Origin of the sequence: Cystobacter fuscus DSM 2262, from assembly GCF_000335475.2 — a bacterium.
Lineage (GTDB): Bacteria > Myxococcota > Myxococcia > Myxococcales > Myxococcaceae > Cystobacter > Cystobacter fuscus.
The window spans coordinates 1-18,802 of the sequence record NZ_ANAH02000011.1; the positions used below are offsets into that span (position 1 = coordinate 1).

16 protein-coding genes are annotated in these 18,802 nt (G+C 69.3%); 6 read left to right on the plus strand and 10 right to left on the minus strand.

The features are described from left to right. Window positions 1-645: 645 nt before the first annotated feature. From D187_RS20400 to ureG, 5 genes are all read left to right on the plus strand, one after another. Window positions 646-1,494, plus strand: a complete 849-nt coding sequence (locus D187_RS20400; RefSeq protein WP_002632668.1) for an urease accessory protein UreD — start codon at window positions 646-648, stop codon at window positions 1,492-1,494. Between the two features lie 83 nt (window positions 1,495-1,577). Continuing rightward, complete coding sequence (gene ureA, locus D187_RS20405) at window positions 1,578-2,354, plus strand: urease subunit gamma (RefSeq protein WP_002632669.1); 777 nt, start codon at window positions 1,578-1,580, stop codon at window positions 2,352-2,354. Beyond that, window positions 2,351-4,072, plus strand: a complete 1,722-nt coding sequence (gene ureC / locus D187_RS20410) for an urease subunit alpha (protein ID WP_002632670.1) — start codon at window positions 2,351-2,353, stop codon at window positions 4,070-4,072. The genes ureA and ureC overlap by 4 nt, the downstream gene beginning before the upstream one ends. Before the next feature lie 10 nt (window positions 4,073-4,082). Then, on the plus strand, window positions 4,083-4,745 hold the full coding sequence (locus D187_RS20415) for an urease accessory protein UreF (protein ID WP_002632671.1): 663 nt from the start codon (window positions 4,083-4,085) through the stop codon (window positions 4,743-4,745). 8 nt (window positions 4,746-4,753) lie between these two features. After that, a complete protein-coding gene (ureG, locus tag D187_RS20420) occupies window positions 4,754-5,491 on the plus strand; it encodes an urease accessory protein UreG (RefSeq protein ID WP_002632672.1) in 738 nt (245 codons plus the stop codon). A 72-nt stretch (window positions 5,492-5,563) separates the two neighbouring features. Here ureG and D187_RS20425 read toward each other — a convergent pair whose 3' ends face one another. Further along, window positions 5,564-8,215 carry an efflux RND transporter permease subunit gene (locus D187_RS20425; protein WP_002632673.1) on the minus strand — a complete coding sequence of 884 codons (2,652 nt, stop codon included), beginning with the start codon at window positions 8,213-8,215 and terminating at the stop codon, window positions 5,564-5,566. Window positions 8,216-8,358: 143 nt separating this feature from the next. Then, window positions 8,359-8,937 carry a Tgt2/MlaC family protein gene (locus tag D187_RS20430; RefSeq protein WP_002632675.1) on the minus strand — a complete coding sequence of 193 codons (579 nt, stop codon included), beginning with the start codon at window positions 8,935-8,937 and terminating at the stop codon, window positions 8,359-8,361. Between the two features lie 231 nt (window positions 8,938-9,168). On the opposite strand from D187_RS20430, the gene metK reads away from it, so the two are divergent. Next, on the plus strand, window positions 9,169-10,368 hold the full coding sequence (gene metK, locus D187_RS20435; protein ID WP_002632676.1) for a methionine adenosyltransferase: 1,200 nt from the start codon (window positions 9,169-9,171) through the stop codon (window positions 10,366-10,368). Between the two features lie 91 nt (window positions 10,369-10,459). Here the strand turns inward: metK and D187_RS20440 are convergent, their stop codons facing one another. The 8 genes from D187_RS20440 to D187_RS55300 form a co-directional block, all read right to left on the minus strand. Beyond that, complete coding sequence (locus tag D187_RS20440; protein ID WP_020918152.1) at window positions 10,460-10,978, minus strand: hypothetical protein; 519 nt, start codon at window positions 10,976-10,978, stop codon at window positions 10,460-10,462. Between the two features lie 83 nt (window positions 10,979-11,061). Further along, complete coding sequence (locus tag D187_RS57120) at window positions 11,062-12,123, minus strand: hypothetical protein (protein ID WP_002626386.1); 1,062 nt, start codon at window positions 12,121-12,123, stop codon at window positions 11,062-11,064. An 11-nt stretch (window positions 12,124-12,134) separates the two neighbouring features. Continuing rightward, complete coding sequence (locus D187_RS20450; protein ID WP_002626388.1) at window positions 12,135-13,847, minus strand: FliG C-terminal domain-containing protein; 1,713 nt, start codon at window positions 13,845-13,847, stop codon at window positions 12,135-12,137. Between the two features lie 3 nt (window positions 13,848-13,850). After that, complete coding sequence (locus tag D187_RS20455) at window positions 13,851-14,477, minus strand: OmpA/MotB family protein (protein WP_002626390.1); 627 nt, start codon at window positions 14,475-14,477, stop codon at window positions 13,851-13,853. After that, window positions 14,474-15,274 (minus strand): MotA/TolQ/ExbB proton channel family protein, encoded by an 801-nt coding sequence (locus D187_RS50135; protein ID WP_002626392.1) that lies wholly within the window; start codon window positions 15,272-15,274, stop codon window positions 14,474-14,476. The genes D187_RS20455 and D187_RS50135 overlap by 4 nt, the downstream gene beginning before the upstream one ends. A gap of 4 nt (window positions 15,275-15,278) precedes the next feature. Further along, entirely contained in the window at window positions 15,279-15,959 is a 681-nt protein-coding gene (locus D187_RS20465) for a tetratricopeptide repeat protein (protein ID WP_043430860.1), read from the minus strand. Continuing rightward, complete coding sequence (locus D187_RS20470) at window positions 15,953-17,113, minus strand: hypothetical protein (RefSeq protein WP_002626398.1); 1,161 nt, start codon at window positions 17,111-17,113, stop codon at window positions 15,953-15,955. Before D187_RS20470 ends, D187_RS20465 begins: the two co-directional genes overlap by 7 nt. Beyond that, window positions 17,103-18,800: a hypothetical protein gene (locus D187_RS55300; protein ID WP_043430862.1), complete on the minus strand. Its 1,698-nt coding sequence runs from the start codon at window positions 18,798-18,800 to the stop codon at window positions 17,103-17,105. Before D187_RS55300 ends, D187_RS20470 begins: the two co-directional genes overlap by 11 nt. Window positions 18,801-18,802: the final 2 nt, after the last annotated feature.

Below are 18,802 nucleotides of genomic sequence, written 5' to 3' on the forward strand. Positions count from 1 at the left end.
CTGAGAGCGGGGCACGCAGACAAGAGGGTCCTCCAGGAACCTGGGAGGTGCTGACGACTCCACGTCGAAGTGGCCGGAGGGCAACCGGAAGAAAGCCCAGGCCCGAGGGAGATGGGCGCCCGACTCCCGCGGGAGCGAAGGACGGGTGGCGGTGGTAGCGCGCTGGCGAAGGAAACGAAGCCGGGCGTGAAGGTCGTCAGGAAGTCGGAGTGCCTCGTAGTACCGCTGAAGCAGGGGAACGCACCCGGGCGGACCCTGTGGAGGGAAGGGGGCACCGGAACATGGAACCGAGGGAGGGAAAGATGGCGGGGACACCGAGCCCTACAACCGTCTCAACGAAACTCCAACGGATAGCGACGCTGGCGAGCAGCTCATCCAGCGCAGGGTGCGAGAAGGGGTGTCACCGACTCGCAGCGAAACCATGAGCCGAGGAGCCGGATGCGGGAATTCTGCACGTCCGGATCTGTGGGGGGCCGGGGTGGGCAACTGCCCCGGTCTACCCGACAGGGCGCGAGGTGCCGGAACGAGTGCTTTGACACCCGCGAGTTTGACACCCGCGAGTTTGAAGATCTGAATCAACCGAGCAGGCACGCATGGCTCGCGCCAGGGATTTTCGGGTAAGTCTCCCTCATGTGTGCCTCTCAGATGTCGAGCGAGCAGTCCCCTCCCGATGTGGCGGTCCAGCCCGGACGGGCGAGCCAAGCATGGCTCGCTTTCGAGCGGGTGGGCAAGCGCACCATCGTGAGCCGTGCTCGGGCGAAAAGCCCGGTCCGCTTGTTGACGCCGCGCAACCATGGCCATGCCGCCTGGGTCTACACCAGCCTGCTGGGGGATGGGCTGGTGGATGGGGACCGCCTCTCCTTGGAACTGGACGTGGCCGAGGGGGCCTCCGCGCTCCTGTCGAGCCGGGGCCACACCCGTGTCTACCGCTCGCCGCATGGTTGCAGGAGTGAGGTCGTCGCCAAGGTGGGCGAGGGGGCGCTCCTTGTCTGGGTGCCGGACCCCACGACGTGTTACACGGGCGCCCGGTACGAGCAGCGGCTGGACATCCAGCTCGCCCCAGGGGCCTCGCTCGTCCTGATGGAACTCGTCACCACCGGGCGCAAGGCCAACGGCGAGCGTTGGACCTTCTCGCGCTTCTCCTCCGCGCTGCGCGTCCACCGGGAAGGGCGCGCGTTGTTCGACGAGTGTTGGCTGCTCGATCCCGCCCAGGGAGCGATCTCCGAACGGCTCGGCCGTTTCGATGCGATCGGGACCGTGCTGCTGGTGGGCCCCGCGTGTGCGTCCGCCCGCGAGTCGCTCGCCAGCGGACTGGGGGCGCTGCCCATCACCCCGCGCGCCGGGCTCATCTGCTCCGCCAGTCCGATCAGTCCCGATGGGTTGGTGCTCCGGGCCGCCGCCGTCTCTCCCGAGCTCTTGCAGCACACAGCCCAGGACTGGTTGTCCTTCCTTCCCTCCATGCTGGGAGACAACCCCTGGGCCCATCACGGATGATGGGCCACTCACGCGGTGTGTCATGGTAGAAGTCTGATTCGTCGGATGGGCCCGTGCCCACGAAGCATCGCAGAAGGAGACACATGCACCTGTCACCGCGTGACATCGACAAGCTGCTGTTGCATGGAGCGGGCTTCCTGGCCCAGAAGCGTCTGGCTCGGGGCTTACGGCTCAACTACCCCGAAGCGGTGGCACTCATCTCCACCCAGCTCCTGGAGTTCATCCGCGACGGCAAGCACAGCGTGGAAGAGCTGATGGACCTGGGAAGGAACCTGCTGGGCCGCGCGCAAGTGATGGCCGGCGTGCCGGAGATGATCGCGGACGTGCAGGTGGAAGGCACCTTCCCGGATGGTTGCAAGCTGGTGACGGTGTCGCAACCCATCGCGAAGCATCACGGCGACCTCGAGCTGGCACTCCACGGCAGCTTCCTTCCCGTGCCACCGCTCTCGCTCTTCCCTGATGCGCTGAGCACGGTGATGGAGACGCCGGGCGAGGTGATCGTGCAACCCGGTGAGCTGGTGCTCAACGAGGGCCGCGACGTCATCGAACTGGAGATCACCAATACGGGTGATCGTCCCATCCAGGTGGGCAGCCACTTCCACTTCATCGAGACGAACCGGGAGCTCGTCTTCGATCGACGAAAGGCATACGGCCGGCGGTTGAACATCGCGGCGGGCACGGCGGTGCGCTTCGAGAGGGATGAGGTCGAGACGGTACAGTTGGTGAAGATCGCCGGAGCGCAGGTGATTCGAGGTGGCAATGCACTGGCCTCCGGTCCCCTGTCCGCGCAGAACGCGGAGCGGGCCATGGAGCAGGTGCTCGCGCGGAACTTCGGTCACAAGGACCAGGAGGAGACATGAGCACGAAGAAGATCAGTCGCGCCGATTATGCCGCCCTGTACGGTCCCACCACGGGTGACAAGGTCCGGTTGGCGAACACGGGGTTGCTGGCGCAGGTGGAGCACGACCACACCGTCTACGGAGACGAGTGTGTGTTCGGCGGCGGCAAGGTGCTGCGCGAGGGCATGGGGCAGCAGGTGGGCGCGAGCAACGCCGAGGCGCTGGACTGCGTCATCACCAATGCCCTCATCATCGACTGGAAGGGCATCTACAAGGCGGACATCGGCATCAAGGCGGGACGCATCCGCGGCATTGGCAAGGCGGGCAACCCGGACGTGATGGCTGGGGTGACCCCGGGTATGGTGGTGGGCGTGACCACCGAGGTCATCGCCGGCGAGGGGCACATCGTCACGGCGGGCGGCATCGACACGCACATCCACTTCATCTGCCCGCAGCAGGCGGATGAAGCGCTCGCCAGCGGCGTCACCACCTGGGTGGGTGGAGGAACGGGGCCCGCCACGGGCAGCAAGGCCACCACCTGCACGCCCGGGATGTGGAACATCCTGCGGATGTTGGAGGCCACGGACACGCTGCCGCTCAACATCGGCATCACCGGCAAGGGCAACACGTCCAGTCCCGAGGGCCTGTGGGAGCAGATTGCCGCGGGCGCCGTGGGGCTGAAGCTGCACGAGGACTGGGGTTCTTCTCCGGCCGCCATCGACACGTGCTTGTCGGTGGCCGAGCAGGAGGACGTGCAGGTCACCATCCACACGGACACGTTGAACGAGTCCGGCTCGGTGGAGGACTCCCTGGCCGCCTTCAAGGGCCGCACGATCCACACCTACCACTCGGAAGGCGCGGGCGGCGGGCATGCGCCCGACATCATCCGGGTGTGCGGCTACCCCAATGTCCTGCCCAGCTCGACCAACCCCACGCGTCCGTACACGGTGAACACGCTGGATGAGCACCTGGACATGCTCATGGTGTGTCACCACCTGAAGAAGGAAATCAAGGAGGACATGGCGTTCGCCAACAGCCGTATCCGCGAGGGGACGATCGCCGCGGAGGACATCCTCAACGACATGGGCGCCATCAGCATGATCTCCTCGGACAGCCAGGCGATGGGCCGGGTGGGCGAGGTCATCAGCCGCACGTGGCAGACGGCCCACAAGATGCGCGAGCAGCGGGGCCGCCTGCCCGAGGAGCAGGGCGACAACGACAACTTCCGCATCCGCCGCTACGTGGCCAAGTACACCATCAACCCCGCCATCGCTCACGGCATGTCCCATGAGGTGGGCTCGGTGGAGCCGGGAAAGCTGGCGGACCTGGTGCTGTGGAAGCCCGCCTTCTTCGGGATCCGCCCGGAGCTGGTGCTCAAGGGAGGGCTCGTCGCCTGGTCGCAGATGGGAGATCCGGGCGCGGCCATCCCCACGCCTCAGCCCAACTACATGCGGCCCATGTTCGGCGCGCGGGGACGGGCCCTGGGGGCCACGAGCATCGCCTTCGTGTCGGCGCGCTCCCTGGACGAGGGGTTGGTCCGGGGGTTGGGACTGACCAAGCAACTGTCCGCGGTGCGCCAGTGCCGGGGAATCGGCAAGAAGGACATGAAGCTCAACGACTTCCTGCCGCCCGACCTCGCCGTGGCCGCGGATAAGTTCTGGGTGTACATCAACAAGCAGCCGCTCCTGTGCGAGCCCGCCGCGTGGCTTCCCCTGGGACAGCTCTACTCGCTGTTCTGAGAGGCGCGCCATGGGCTCTTCCTGGAGGGTGTTGCAGCTGGCGGACTCGGGCTTTCCCACCGGGGGCTTCGCGCACTCGGGGGGATTGGAGGCGGCGGTGCAGCACGGCGAGGTGCGCGGCCGCGAGGGGCTGGAGCGCTTCGCGCGGGAGCTGCTCTGGCAGGTGGGGCACGGCGCCCTGCCCGCGCTGGGTGCCGCCTGGCGTGAGCCCTCCCTGGTGGCGGGAGTGGACGCGCGGGTGGAGGCGTTCCTCACCAACCACGTGGCCAACCGCGCGAGCCGCACCCAGGGCCGGGCCTTCCTGGACACCTGCGCGCGCATCTTCCCCGAGCAGGTGGGCCCCCTGCGCCACGCCGCGCGCGAGGCCGGGGTGCGCTTCCACCACGCGCCCCTCTTCGGCGCGGTGCTGCGCGTGCTGGAGGTGGAACTGCTCGAGGTCCAGCAGCTCCTCTTGTCCCTGTCGCTGCGCGGCGCGCTGTCGGCGGCGGTGCGCATGGGAATCGTCGGCACGCACGAGTCCCACCAGCTCCAGCACCAGCTCACCCCGCTGCTCGACGAGGTGCTCGCCACCTGTGGCGGGCTGGGCCTGGAGGCGCTCGCCCAGACGTCACCGTTGGTGGATCTGCTCGGCTCCACGCATGACCGGTTGTACTCGCGGCTCTTTCTCTCTTGAGGTGAACCATGCACGACGACGAACACCGTGGCCACGGCCAGGACGACGCTGACCACACGCACGAGGAGTGGGACCATCCCGGGCACTTCCACGAGCGCGACAAGCCCCACCGCGCCGACTTCTCCGAGCGCTCCTTCACCATCGGCATTGGCGGGCCGGTGGGCAGCGGCAAGACGGCGCTGGTGCTGGCCCTGTGCCGGGCGCTGCGCGACAACTACCGCCTGGGCGTGGTGACCAACGACATCTTCACCAAGGAGGATGCCGAGTTCCTCGTGCGCAACCAGGCCCTGTCGCCCGAGCGCATCAAGGCGGTGGAGACGGGCGGCTGCCCCCACGCGGCCATCCGCGAGGACATCAGCCACAACCTGCTCGCCCTGGAGGAGCTGATGGAGCAGCTCAAGCCGGAGCTGCTCATCGTGGAGAGCGGCGGCGACAACCTGGCGGCGCAGTACAGCCGCGAGCTGGCCGACTACACCCTCTACGTCATCGACGTGGCGGGCGGGGACAAGGTGCCGCGCAAGGGCGGGCCGGGCATCACCCAGTCGGATCTGCTCATCATCAACAAGACGGACCTCGCGCCGCACGTGGGCGCGGACCTGGCCGTCATGGAGCGAGATGCCCGGAAGATGCGCGGCGACGGGCCCTTCGTCTTCACCCAGGTGACCAAGGGGGTGGGGCTCCAGTCGGTCATCGATCACATCATCGGCGCGTGGCGCAAGGCCACCGGGCCGGCGCCCCGGAGCTGAGCCCCGGGGCGGAACGGGTGGAGCCGGACAGGTGCTTCCGGCTCCACCTTCAGCTGCTCACCTTCAGGCTTCTCAGGCGGCGTGCTCCGGCGTGTCCGACTTGCCGGTGGACGGAGCGCTGGAGGAGTCCGAGGCACTCGCGGCCCGCTGCCTCGCGCGGCGATCCCACATCACCTGCATCACCGCGGCGAGCACCGTGAAGGACACGATGAGCGTGGTGAGCAGGCCGATGCACGCCACGAGCCCCATGGACTTCAGGCCGTTGTGGCTGGCGACGAGCAGGGCGGCGAAGCCCGCGGCCGTCGTCAGCGTGGACGAGGCCACCGCGGCGCCCACGCTGCGCAGCGCCACCATGGGAGAGGTGCCCTCGAGGAAGCGGTGCAACAGGTACAGGCCGTGGCTCACCCCGAAGCCCAGGAGGATGGGCAGGATGATGATGTTCATGAAGTTCAGGTGGATGTCCGCCAGCGACATGATGCCGAGCATCATCGCCAGGCCCACCGTGAGCGGGATGACCGAGGCGAGCGCCAGCGACACGCTGCGGAAGTCCAGGAAGTGCATGAACAGAATCCACAACGTCACCAGGAACACCGCCAGCTTGCCGTCGGCGAGCACGATGCGCGCCAGCCGCGCGAACAGCGGCGCCGCGCCCGCGGCCCGGTGGATCTGCGCCGGGGCGATCACCTTGCCCGACGCGTCCTTGATTTCGGGCGTGGGGATGGAGCTCGTCTGGTCGGCGAAGTCGAGCATCTTCTTGCCGTCCCACAGGTCCACGGCCGGGTAGATGAACGTGAGGTAGCCGTGGTTCTCCGGCTTCGTCTCCGGCAGGTGGACGAACTGCTCGCGGTAGTTGGCCGGCACGCCGTGCACGTCGAAGGGCCGGGCCTCGAGCATCTTCATGAACAGCGCCGCCTTGTCCTGGGTCTCGGGCGGCAGCGCGTTCACGTCGATGTCCTTGAGCTCCTCCTTCCACTCCTGGAGGATCTTCGCGTTGGCGGCCGCCGTCTCGGGCGGCGGAACGAAGGTGTAGATGCTCACCACCTGATCCACGGTGTTGTACTTGTCCGGGTGCTGGGTGAGCTCCTCGTAGATGGCCTTCGCCTCCTCCAGCGTCTTGGAATAGACGGCGATGGGGTCCGCGGAGATGTTGAAGCGCTTGGTGATTTCATCCTGCAGCCGCACGGACGGCTGGCCCTCGGGGATGAGCGCTCGGCTGTTGTAGTTGAAGCGCACGCCCCCCTTGATGCGCTCCCACAGGGTGGTGGGGCGGTCCAGGGGGATCTCCTCGCTCGTCCAGTTGATGGCGCAGGCGCACAGGGCGAGCACGACGACGGTGCTGATGCCGAGCACGAGCCCCGGCCTGGGCACGCGCAGCTCCTTGCCCGTCTTGCTGTTGAGCGCCGGGGGCTTCATCTCGCCGATGAGCTTGCGCGGCAGCTCGGGGTTGATGCGGCCCGCGATGGACAGCAGCGCGGGGCTCCACGCGAAGAGCAGCACGCCGATGATGAAGGTGCCGAAGCCGGCCAGGAAGCCGAACTGGCTGAAGCCGCGGAACTCGCTGACCACGAGTACGAAGAACGAGCCGGACGTCACCACCGCGGCCACCAGGGCGGGCCGGCCCGCGTTCACCACCGCGTCGCGGATGGCCTGGTCGTACCGCTTGCCCTGGCCCAGCTCCAGCCGGGTGCGGAAGATGAAGTGGATGCCGTAGTCGATGCCGAAGCCCATGAGCAAGCCACCGAGGATGCTGGTGATCATGTTCAGCTCGCCCACGGTCACGTAGGTGAAGCCCATGGTGATGATGGTGCCGACCACCGTGCCGCTCGCCACGATGATGGTGGGCACCAGCTTGCGGAAGGCGAGGATGGTGATGATGAAGATGGCCGCGAACGCGACCAGCGTCACCGGCTGGAGCGACTCCTCGATGGCGTAGGAATCGTCCACCGCCGTCTTGTAGGAGCCCGTGAAGCCATAGGCCACCGTCTGCTTGTTGCCCATCAGCTCGTAGTCCTCCACGAGCTTCACCCCATCGGAGCCGGGCTGGGTCGAGTAGGCCGCGAGCTTCTGGCGCAGCTCCTCGATGTACGCCCGGGACTTGCCCAGCTCGTTGGAGTCCCACATCGGCTTGATGAGCATCATGATCATCTTCTTGTCGTTCGAGATGTTGTAGTCATCCCGGATGCTCTTCTTGCCGACGCTGCCATACTTGTTCACCAGGTCCGTCATCTCGAGCTTCACCGGCTCGGTCTTCTGGATCTCGATGAAGAAGGGGTTGGCGCGGCGGAGCTGATCCTTGAGGAAGGCCATGATGCGGCGCTTGCCCTCGACCAGGTCCTCCGTCTTGATGAACAGGGCCATGTTCTGCTGGATGAACTCGACGGGCAGCTTCCAGGTGACGGAGCGCACGTTCTGCTTGTCCGCCAGCAACTGGGCGCCGAGGTTGTCCGCGACCTTCTTGAGCGTGGCCTCGTCGTCTCCGCGCAGCGCGAGCATCAGGTGGCCGCTGCCACCGATCATGTCGATGATGCGCTTGACCTCCTTGACCTCGGGCAGGTCCTGGTCGATGAGGTCGAGCTGGTTGGAGTTGATGGTCAGCTTCGTGGTCCCCCACAGGCACACGGCGAACAACGCCAGGATGACCAGGAGGACGAGCCCGGGCCTGCGGACCAGCAAACTGGCATAGGCGAGGGCGAGGCGCGGCGGCTTGTGGATCGAGTCACTCATGCGGCCGCGGACCCTATCGGAGAACCGCCCCCACCAGAAGCGCGGCGAGGGCCTTCGTCGCCCGTCCCGTCGCTCTCCGGGGTGCCCTGGGGCCAGGGCGAGGACCCGGAGTGGGAATAAACTCCGGGCCTCGTGGCTGAGTGCTACTTCTTGGACAGTTCCGCCTCCTTCTTGCGCATCATGTCGAGCAGGTGGTCCCACCCGCCCTGCTGGAAGATGGGGCGCACCTGGTCATCGCGGATGCCGGTGAGCATGGAGTCGCCGAGCACGAACACGTCGAGCACCTTCCAGGCGTTCGCGTCCTTCACCACCGCGTACTTCAGCTTCATCTCCTGCTTCTTCATCGGGTGGTTGATGATGACGAGCGAGCTCACGTTGCCCTTGTCCCCCTCCACCGTGGGCGCGTCGTAGGTGATGGACTGCAGGTTCTTGAAGTTCTCACGCACCTTGGGGAAGGCGATCTTGGCGAAGAGGCTGTGGAAGAGCTTGGTGAACTCCTTGCGCTGGGTGTCGGTGCCCTTGGCCCAGTCCTCGCCAAGCAGGAAGCGGCCCATCTCCTCGTCGGCCAACTGCTTGAGCGCCAGGTCGTCCTTGCTCAGGCGCACGGACTGGACGACCGTCTTCACGGGCTTGGCCACGGCCTCGTTGGGCGCCGCGGCGAGCGCGGGCATGCAGAGCAGGAGAGAGGCCAGGAGGGTCAGGGAGCGAAGTCGAGTGTTCATGAGGTTCCTTCCGGTTGAGGAGCGGTCTCTACTAGCCCAGAGAGGAACGGAAGGCCGGGGGTGAAATTCAGAGGGCTTTCCTCCGGTGGACACAGCCGGGGGCCCGCCTGGCTGGTGGCAGCGGTGGACGAATTTTCCAGGAGTGGTTCCGGGTTTGACTCTCCTGAATCCCCAAGTCTACTGTGACCCACTTTCACGATTCGCCTGCCCGTCAACCCCCAAGAAGAACTCATGCCGACTGACTACCTGTTCACCTCCGAATCCGTCACCGAAGGGCACCCGGACAAGATCGCCGATCAGATCTCCGACGGGGTGTTGGACGCCATCCTCTCCAAGGATCCCCAGGGCCGCGTGGCCGTGGAGACCCTGGTGAAGACGGGTCTGGCCATCGTCGCTGGTGAGGTGACCACCAACTGTTACGTCGACATCCCGAAGATCGTGCGCAGCACCATCTGCCGCATCGGTTACACGGACAGCTCCATGGGCTATGACGGCAACACCTGCGGCGTCATGGTGGCCATCGAGGGCCAGAGCCAGGACATCGCGCGCGGCGTGGACAACAAGAAGGAGCAGGGCGCGGGCGACCAGGGCATGATGTTCGGCTTCGCCTGTGACGAGACGCCGGAGTTCATGCCGGCCCCCATCCACTACGCCCACGCGCTCACCAAGCGCCTGGCGGACGTGCGCCGCAAGACGCACGACTGGCTGCGTCCGGACGGCAAGAGCCAGGTCACCGTCGAGTACCGCGGTGGCCGTCCCGTCCGCATCGACGCGGTGGTGGTGTCCACGCAGCACTCGGATGACATCTCCAACAAGAAGATCCACGAGGCCATCCGCGAGGACGTCATCGCCAAGGCCCTGCCCAAGAAGCTCATCGACGCCAAGACGAAGATCTACATCAACCCCACCGGGCGCTTCGTCATCGGCGGCCCCATGGGCGACTCGGGCGTGACGGGCCGGAAGATCATCGTGGACACCTACGGCGGCATGGGCCGTCACGGTGGTGGCGCCTTCTCGGGCAAGGATCCGTCCAAGGTGGACCGCTCGGCCGCGTACATGGGCCGCTACATCGCCAAGAACGTGGTGGCCGCGGGCCTCGCGCGCCGCTGCGAGGTGCAGGTCTCCTACGCCATCGGCGTGGCCGACCCCGTGAGCGTGCTGGTGGAGACCTTCGGCACGTCCACCGTGCCCGAGGAGAAGATCGTCGCCGCCATCAAGCAGACGTTCGGCCTCAAGCCGCGTGAGATCACCGAGCACCTGGATCTGCTGCGCCCCATCTACCAGAAGACCGCCGCGTACGGTCACTTCGGCCGCGCGGAGAAGGAGTTCACCTGGGAGCGCATCGACAAGAAGGACGCCCTGCGCGATTTCGTGGGCGTCTCGGCGCCGGCGCCGGTGGCCGCGAGCACCCGCCTCAAGGCGGCCGTCTGACGTCGCGCGCCTGAGCGCATCCGGAGCATGAACGCGCGTGGGCCCCCTGGGTCCACGCGCGTTTTTCATTGGTCATCGTGGGGACGGGCCGTCACCCGCCGAGCGCGAAGTCGACGAAGATCTCCACGTCCGAGCCCAGCCCCACGTCCGAGAACTCCCACTGGAGCAGTCGCTGGCGAAGGCACTCGGCCAGCTCCCGGGGCAGGCGCTGTCCGGACGCGAAGGCGACCGACTTCGTGGCTCCCCCGCGCGCCACGCGGATCCTCGCTCCCAGCGTCGTGGGCGCTCCGGGGGGCAGGGGGCAGGCGCGCAGATCCGGGGCTCGCGCCTCCATGGCGCGGCGCAACAGGGCCCGCTGCGAGGACATGGGCGCCGCGGGGGGCGGAGGGGCGGGCTTGGGCACCGGCTTCTTCTTCACCACCGGCTTCGTGACGACGGGGGGCGGCGGCGGCGCCTCGGGCACGGCCACCGGTGGGGGCACGGGCTCGGGAGTGGAGGGCCACAGCCAGAAGAGCATGAACAGCAGGAGCAGCGCCGCGAGGCCCCACCGCCAGCGCCGCGCGGGCCGGGGCGCGGCGGGCGGGCGCCTCCTGGTCCCACGTGCGGCCACCGCTCGGGGCGCTCCACGCGGACGCCAGGCGGTGCGGACTCCCCCCGCCACCGGCCCGGCCCTTCGCGGTGCGCCCCGTGCTCTCATCTCTGGTCGGCGGGCAGGCTCAGCAGTTGGGCCCAGTTCCTCGCGAAGCCGCGCGAGAAGCCCGTCCAGTCTTGCGCCACGGCCTGGCACAGGTCGATCCGCGTCCCCAGTCCGGGCTGGAAGCCATTCAACCCGGTGCTGAAGGGCTCGTAGAAGGGGTGCTCCGAGGGGCTGATGGCATCGAGCGCGGTCCGGGGGAAGGTGCTCATGCTCGCGCAGCGCTCACGCAACTGCGCGTAGCTCTCGTTCTCCGACGTGGAGACGAAGAGGAAGCGCGTCTGGGAGCGGGGGATGCGCCAGGCGGAGGCCGTGGGACTGCCAATGTTGAGCCAGGGCATGTGCTCGACGCCGAACCGCTCCGCCGGGGTCTTGTCGGCCGGGTCACAACCGGGGCCGTAGTCTTGCGGATGGCTCCCATGGTCGATCATCACCACGAGCAGGGCGCCGAGCGGGTCCGCGAAGGGACGGTCGCCAGATGATTGCACCGTGGCCTCGCTGAGCCGGACCGTGAGCGACAGCAGGTGCTGGCTGCTGCAGCCGGTGGGCGTCGTGGTGCTGTAGGTGGCCGCGTTCTCCAGCAGGGACTGCACGCTCGCGGCGGACGGGGTCGCGCTCTCGTTGCCCGACAACAGCCTCGGCTCGTAGAGCGAGCCCACGGCCGTCCTCCGGATGTCGAAGCCCTGGGAGATGAGCTGCCGGGTCATCGTCTCGATGAGCGAGCCATACGAGGCGGCCAGATTCGCCGTGCTCCGGTCGATGCGCACCAGCCACAGCACGCCCGTCCCACGGTCTCCGTTCGTGCCGCTGCCCGGGAAGGTTGCCCGTGGCCCGGAGCCCGCGTCCCAGGCTCCTCCGTCCCAGCCGCCACCTCCTCCTCCCCCGCCTCCTCCACCCCCACCAAGGCCGCCGTCCCAGTCGATGCCGATGCCACCGTCCGAGGTCGGATGTTTGCCCCCATCGGGCCACTCATCCCCTCCGTCCAAGCGGATCAGATCCGGCGGCTCGATGATGCAGCCGCTGCCCAGGGTGGCGACAAGAATCAGCCCCAACGCGCGCATGAACTACCCCCTCAATTGGCGCGCCCGGCGCGCGCACCATTCTGCGATGTACTCAATCCCCTGCGAACCATCTCATCCTTCACGCAGGCAAGCAGCTCTCTTCTGGCACCAGTGAACTCCTCCGGACGTCCCGTGCCACGCATTCCCAGCTCCTCGCGCAATTCGCGCTGGAGCGAGGCGGGGCAGGCATTCAGCAGTTGTTCACGCAACGACCCCTCGGCCCCACTCAGGTAGGTGACGACCTGGGCGGCGGGCAGGCGCAGCAGGGCCGCGCCGAGCACCTCCACCGGTGCGTTCACCAGGGTGGACTCGGTGACCAGGGACGAGGCCAGCTTCTCCGAGCCCTCCTGCCGCAGCCGCTCGACGAGCCGGTCCTGGTCGGCCATGGACAGCGTGTCGAGCACCTCGCCCAGGACGCGCTCGAGCTGGGCGAGGCCTCCCGTGCTCTCGGCGAGCTGGGCGCGCAGCTCGTCCGCCACCGCCAGGGCGTAGCGCGTGCTCAGCTCGGGCTGGCGGGCGAGGCCCAGCGCGAGCTCCCGTCGCTGGGCGGAGTTGAGGGACTGCAGGGCCGCCGAGCGCAGCGCGGAGGGCGCGAAGCGCAGCGCCACCTCCCGGGCTCCCGGCGCCAGGCCCAGGCACGCGCTGGCGAAGCGCTCGGGCCGCACCCCCTCCAGGAAGGCGAAGGCCAGCTCCACCGAGCCGTCCGCCTGGGTCAGCCGCGAGGCGATGGTTCGCCCCTCCAGGTCGTACAGCGCGGAGGCTCGCGCTCCCTCGTCCCCGGAGGGCACGCGTCCCAGCTCGGCGGCGAGCCCCACCAGCGACGCGGACAGGGCGGGGTCTCCTCTCAGGTCCTCCAGGAGGAACTCCCCCATCTCCCGGGTCCACAGCGCCACCTGCCGCAACTCGCCCCGCGCGAGCGCCTCGCGCACCACGGCGTTGCGCACCGAGCGCTCCTCGCGCAGCGTCCGCTCCAGGCGCCCGGCCCGGTTGGACGGGTACTCGGTGGGGGCGGGAGGCGCCGCGGGCGCGGGCTCGAGGGGAGGCAGGGGCAGCTCCGGCCCATACTCCAGGCCTGGGGGCGGTGACGCGCGGCGGGTGGCCACCACGAGCAGCACGCCCAGCACCAGCACCGTCAGCGCGAGCAGCGCCGCTACCGCGAGGAGGGGGGCCGCCTCCAGCAGCCGCTCCTCGGCGCGCTGGCTCAGGGGCACCTCCGGCTTGGGCTCCGGCTCGCTGTCGGGCGTGGGGGGGGGCGTGGCCGAGGGCGGGGGCGGCTTGGCCTCGCGCGGGGGCGCCTCCAGGTGGGGGGCGTTGCGCGGCGGGAAGGCCACGGACTCCATCTCGACCGTGGGCTGGGCGCTCACCGCCTTGAGCCGCTGGGCCACCAGGTCCTTGAGCCGGGTGCGGAAGGTGCCCGGGAGCTGGCTGTCCGTCAGCACGCGCGCGCTCACCGAGCGCAGGGTGGGCAGGTTCGTGCTCGTCGACAGGCTCTCGAAGCCCGGAGCCGCGCCGCCCACGGACTCCTCCTCGACGCGGGCCTCCACCGACACGAGCACGCATTGCTCGGGGCAGAGGGTGCGCAACAAATCGGTGATCTCCGCGCGCGCCCGCTCCTCGGACTCCGCGCGCAAGCGGGCCTGGGGCGTGGAGGGCGCGGCCGGGGCGATGCCCGTCCAGGCCAGGACGGCGAGCAGCGTCAGAAGGTGTCGTGACAGGCGAGTCATTGGCTATTCCACCCGGATGACGACCCGGCGGTTGGCGGCGCGTTGTTCCTCGGGCGAGCCCGGGACGTCGACGCGGCGGGTATCGGCGAAGCCCCGCACCGACATCCGCTCACGGCCCACACCGCTCTGCTCGAGGGCAGTGCGCACGTTGATGGCGCGCTGCGAGGACAGCTCCCAGTTGGAGGCGAAGCGGGCGGTGCGGATGGGCACGTCATCGGTGTACCCCTCGATGACGAGCCCGCGGGAGGGCAGCGTCTGCAGCATCCGGGCGACCGAGGCGATCGCCGCGCTGCCCTCGGCGCGGATGTCCGCAGAGCCCGAGTCGAACAGGAGCGCGTCCTTGAACTCGATGGCCAGCCCGTCCGCCTCCTGGCGGGTGAGCACCTTCTGCTGCAACCCCTCCTCGGTGATGAAGGTGTCCACCTTGTCCTTGAGCTCCTCCAGGGGGGTCGCCTCGCCCGAGAGCGAGGCCGCCATGCGCTCGAACTGCGCCATCTTCGGCGGCGACACGGCGAGCAGCAGCACGAAGAAGCCGATGAGCAGCGTCAGCAGGTCCGCGTAGCTGATGAGCCACAACTCGTCGTCCTGGCTTCCGTGCAGCAGCGCTTGCAGCTCCGGATCCTCCTTCACGGCTCACCCGCCGTTCCGGTGGCGATCTCGGCGGCCGGAGCGCCCGCGCCATGGGGCGAGGTGCCGGACAGCTCGAAGAGCTTGCGCACGTCCGCGAGCGGCTTGTCCTCGCGGATGAGCACGAGCGCGCGGGTGATGAGCCGTGCCTCCTCCACCGCCACCGTCATGTGCGAGTGGATGATGCGCGCGAGCGGCTGGTACACGGCGTTGGCGAGCAGCAGCCCGTACAGGGTGCACAGGAGCGCGAGCGCCATGGAGGGGCCGAGCTGCTCGAAGCGCGACAAGTCCTTGAGCAGCGAGATGAGCCCGAGCACCGTGCCCACGAGGCCCGTGGCCGGCGCCACGCGCGACAGCGTGCCCAGGACGTCCTCGGCGCGCTTCATGCCGCTCACCATGCAGAAGAGCGACGTGCTGGCGGTGCTCTCGATGTCCGCGGCGGAGTACTGGCGGATGACCAGGGGCCCGAGCTGCCGCAGCACGTCGTGTTGCGCCTGGCTGGCGATCTCCAGCGCACGGGCCGGACGGCGCTGGCGCACCTCGGCGGCGAACTGGGTGAGGGCCTCATAGAGCTGGGCGCGCGAGCGCGACGCGGAGAAGCGCAGCGCGCGCCCCACCGCCCGCGCCGCGCCCCCGAGCTCGCTGAACTTGTACGAGGCCACCGTCATGCACAGCGGCGCGAACCCCAGCAACACGAGCGAGGGCACGTGGATGATGCCCCCGAAGCCGCTCGCGTGGCCCTGGGTCAGGGTGTAGGCCAGGGTCAGGCCGAGCCCCAGCATTCCGATGATGAAGTGCATGGTCCTATTCCTCTCCCGAGGTGGTGGCGCGCAGGGCCTCGGCCACGCCCGCGTCGTCCGGATTGATGGACAGGGCCTTCTCCCACGCCTGCCGGGCCAGCTTGGGCTGGTTCAGCTTGACGTAGAGCGAGCCCTTCATGGCCAGCAGCCGCGCGTCCTGGGGGTACTCCTTCTCCAGCGCCACGAGCTCGATGAGGGCCAGTTCGTATTTGCGCGAGGCGTACATCTCCTTCACCCGCGCCACGCCCCCGAGGTAGCTGCGCGTGCGCGCCGCCCGGTTCGCGTCCACCACCGGCGTGTTGCCCGCCGACTTCGGCTCGCCCTTGGGCGCGGAGGCCGCCTTGTCCTGCTTCAGGCTCAGCACGGACTCGGCGAGCATCTCCTCGTCCGCGGAGGTGAGCATCTCCACGGGGCCGCCGCCGGCGAGCGGCAGGCGCACCTCGTAGCCGCCCGAGCCCTCGGGCAATTCCATCTCCCACACGCGGCCGTTCTCGGCCATGCGAAGGATGTACTTCTGCGGCGGCGGGAGGGGCGGGCCCTTGTCCCTGTCGGCTCCTGGCCGCCGGCTCGGGGCCGCCGAGCGCCGCATCTCATCCGGCACCACCAGCACCTTGGTTGTCGGCGTAGTCGTGCACGCGGGCAGCACCGCCACGAGCACCCATCCCCAGAACCTGGACCTCACCATGTGAAACCCATCCCTACCTGTGGGGTCAGCCCGCCCACGATGTACGTACTGTCCTCGCTGCTCTCGAAGGGCACCAGGAACCCGAGGCTCGCCTGCAGGGTGATGCGGTGCGCCAGCACGCACTCCGCCTGGGCGTTGAACATGGGCGAGTTGCCCGTCGCCCCCGTGAGGAAGAAGCCCGCCGAGCCGCCCGCGAAGCAGTTGATGCTGTAGACGTTCTCCCGGTTGATGCGCGAGAGCAGCGTGGCCTCCAGCAGCGCTCCGCCAATGCGCGTAGGGTTGATGATGGCCGCCACCGTCCCGCCCGCGCGCCAGGTGCGCTCCTCGCCGAAGGCCTCGGTGAACCGGTAGGCGGTGAAGGGCGCCCAGATGGCTCCGTCCTCATGGCCCTGGGTGGGAATGATGATGGCGCCCAGGTGCACCGAGTGGTTGAAGCGCGGCTTCGCGTTGATGCGGTCCTCCAGGTCCTTGAGCCGCGCCTCCCGGTGCTGCACCTTGTCCGCGGAGCGGTAGAGCAGCGCCGTGTGCGGGTGCACCCGGTAGCCCTCGGCGAAGAAGACGGAGGCGTCCTCGCCGCGCACCATCTCCACGTCGAACGCGAAGGAGTTGGGCGCGGTGTACAGGGTGAGGCTCGCGTTGAGCACCACCTGGGCGTTGTACTTCTTCATCACCTGCTGGAGGTCCTCGCGGCGCGACAGGCCCCGGCGCACCACCCACGTGCCATTCTCCACCTCGGCGTGCGTGGCGTAGCACTCGTAGCAGCGCACCACCCGCACGTTCGCCGCGCGGTAGATGGCGGCGATGAGCCGCGCCTCGAAGACGCTCGCGAACTCGGGGTTCATGTTCTCCGAGACGCGCACCCGCTCCAGGAGGATGGGGGAGATGCGGTTGGCGCCCAGGCGCGCCACGTCCGCGGCGAACTCGTCGACAATCTCATCCAGCACGTCGTTGGCGTCCACGCGCTCGCCCGGCCGCACGAGCCGTCCCTCGCGCGCCTCCAGCCGCGGGGGCGTCCGCGGCCGGGCGTAGATGCTGGCTTCGCCGGACATCTCGTTGTCGGGGGGTGACGTCGGTGGCGCCTCTGTGGGCGTCTGGGCCCCCGCGCCGAGCGCCCACAGGAACCCGGTGAGGAGGACGATGGCTTCACGGCGCATGCGGAACCTCGGTCTTCGCGGGGGCGGAGACGGGGGAAGGGGGCTCGCGCGGGAACCAGTCGCGCCAGGAGCCCTCGGGAAGGGGAAGGGCGAGCAGGGACCAGGGCTCCGGCCAGCTCACGGAGAGGGGCGGGGGAGGCTCGAGTCCCGGAGGCGCGCCCACCGCCACCTGGCCCACCGCGACGAAGGCCTCCAGGCGCTTGCCCTTCGCCGCCGCCTGGGGGCCCCGATCCTCGAGTGCCGCGAGGAGCGCGGGAAAGGTCTTCTCGTGGCGCGAGTGCACGGCCTGGCGCATCCCGTCCAGGTGGGTGGCGAGCAGCGGGCGCCACCGCGCCTCCGTCAGGTCCGCGCTCGCCGTCACCAACGCCTGCGCGAGCGCGAGCACGACGCGGTCCAGCTCCTCCAGGTCCTTCGCGGGCACGTGCTCCTGACGGCGCAGCAAGAGCAGCCGCTCGACGGCGCGGGTGAGCCCCGCCGCGTCACCCGAGGCGAGCGCCACCTCGGCGCGCAGCGTGTGCCCCCGGGCCCGGAAGAGGGCGCTCTTCTCGAGCAGCAGCCGCTCGGAGGCGTCGAGCGCCAGCCGCACGTTGCCCCGGTCCAGCGCGAGGCCCCCCAGGGTGGCCAGCCGCTGGGGGAAGGCCGAGCTGGGACCCAGGTCGCGCAGCAGCGTCAGGGCCTGGGCGTCCAGCGTGCCGCGCGCCAGTTCGACGAGGGCGATGCCCCGAAGCGCCTCCACCCGGGGCTCCTGGGCGCTGGCGAGGGCGGGGAAGACGGAGGGCCACATGCGCGCGAGCGGCTCGCGTTCTCCGAGCGCCTGGTACGCCAGTGCCCGCCGGTAGAAGACATCCCAGCGCTGGGGCGACTCGGAGAGCGAGGCCCGGGCCTCGGGCCCTGGGGCGTAGGGCTCGGTGAGCGCGAGCACTTCCCGCCAGCGGGCCTGGGTGGACAGGTGCGCCGCGGCCTGCGCGACGATGGGCAGCCGCGACGGGGCGAGCACGGGCTCGTCCACGAGGGCCAGGTAGCCCTCGGGGGGATCGATTCCGAGGCCGAGCCGCAGCAGTTGGCCCAGGGGCCGCGGCGCGGTGCCCATCGCGGAGGGGCTCAACCGGCGCGCCACCTCCCGCGCCTCGTCGGCCCGCCCGAGCGTGAGCAGCCGGGACGCGCGGTGATAGAGCAGCCGGTGCGCCACCTCCGCGCCCAGGGCCTTGTCCACCTCCCGCTCCAGCTCGGAGGTGAGCAGGGGCAGCTCATCCGTGGCGGGGACGGGCTGTGCACAGGACGAGGGCCGCAGCCGCAGCTCGAGCGTCTCGGAGGGCCAGTTCTCCTCTTCGATGGGCCAGCGCAGCGCCTGATCCTTGGGGAGCAGCGCGGAGCGCCGGAAGAAGTCGGGGGTGAGCACGTCGCGCCACAACGTGGCGGAGGCGGCGGCGGACGCGCCGAGCCGGCCCCGGCGGGCCACCTCCAGGCGCAACAGGGCGCGAGGGGCCAGCGGGCTGTCCTCGGGCCGCAGGGGCGCGAGGGGCTCGCAGTTGAGGAAGCGCACCACGTCGCCGAAGAGCCGCTGCCGCTCGGCATCGGCCGGGTCCACGGGGGGCTCGGCCAGCCGCTCCACCAGCGCGGTCAGGTCGCGGGCCCAGAAGGGCTCGGCGTAGGGGTGCGCGGTGAGCGCCACCGCGAGCAGTGGCACCC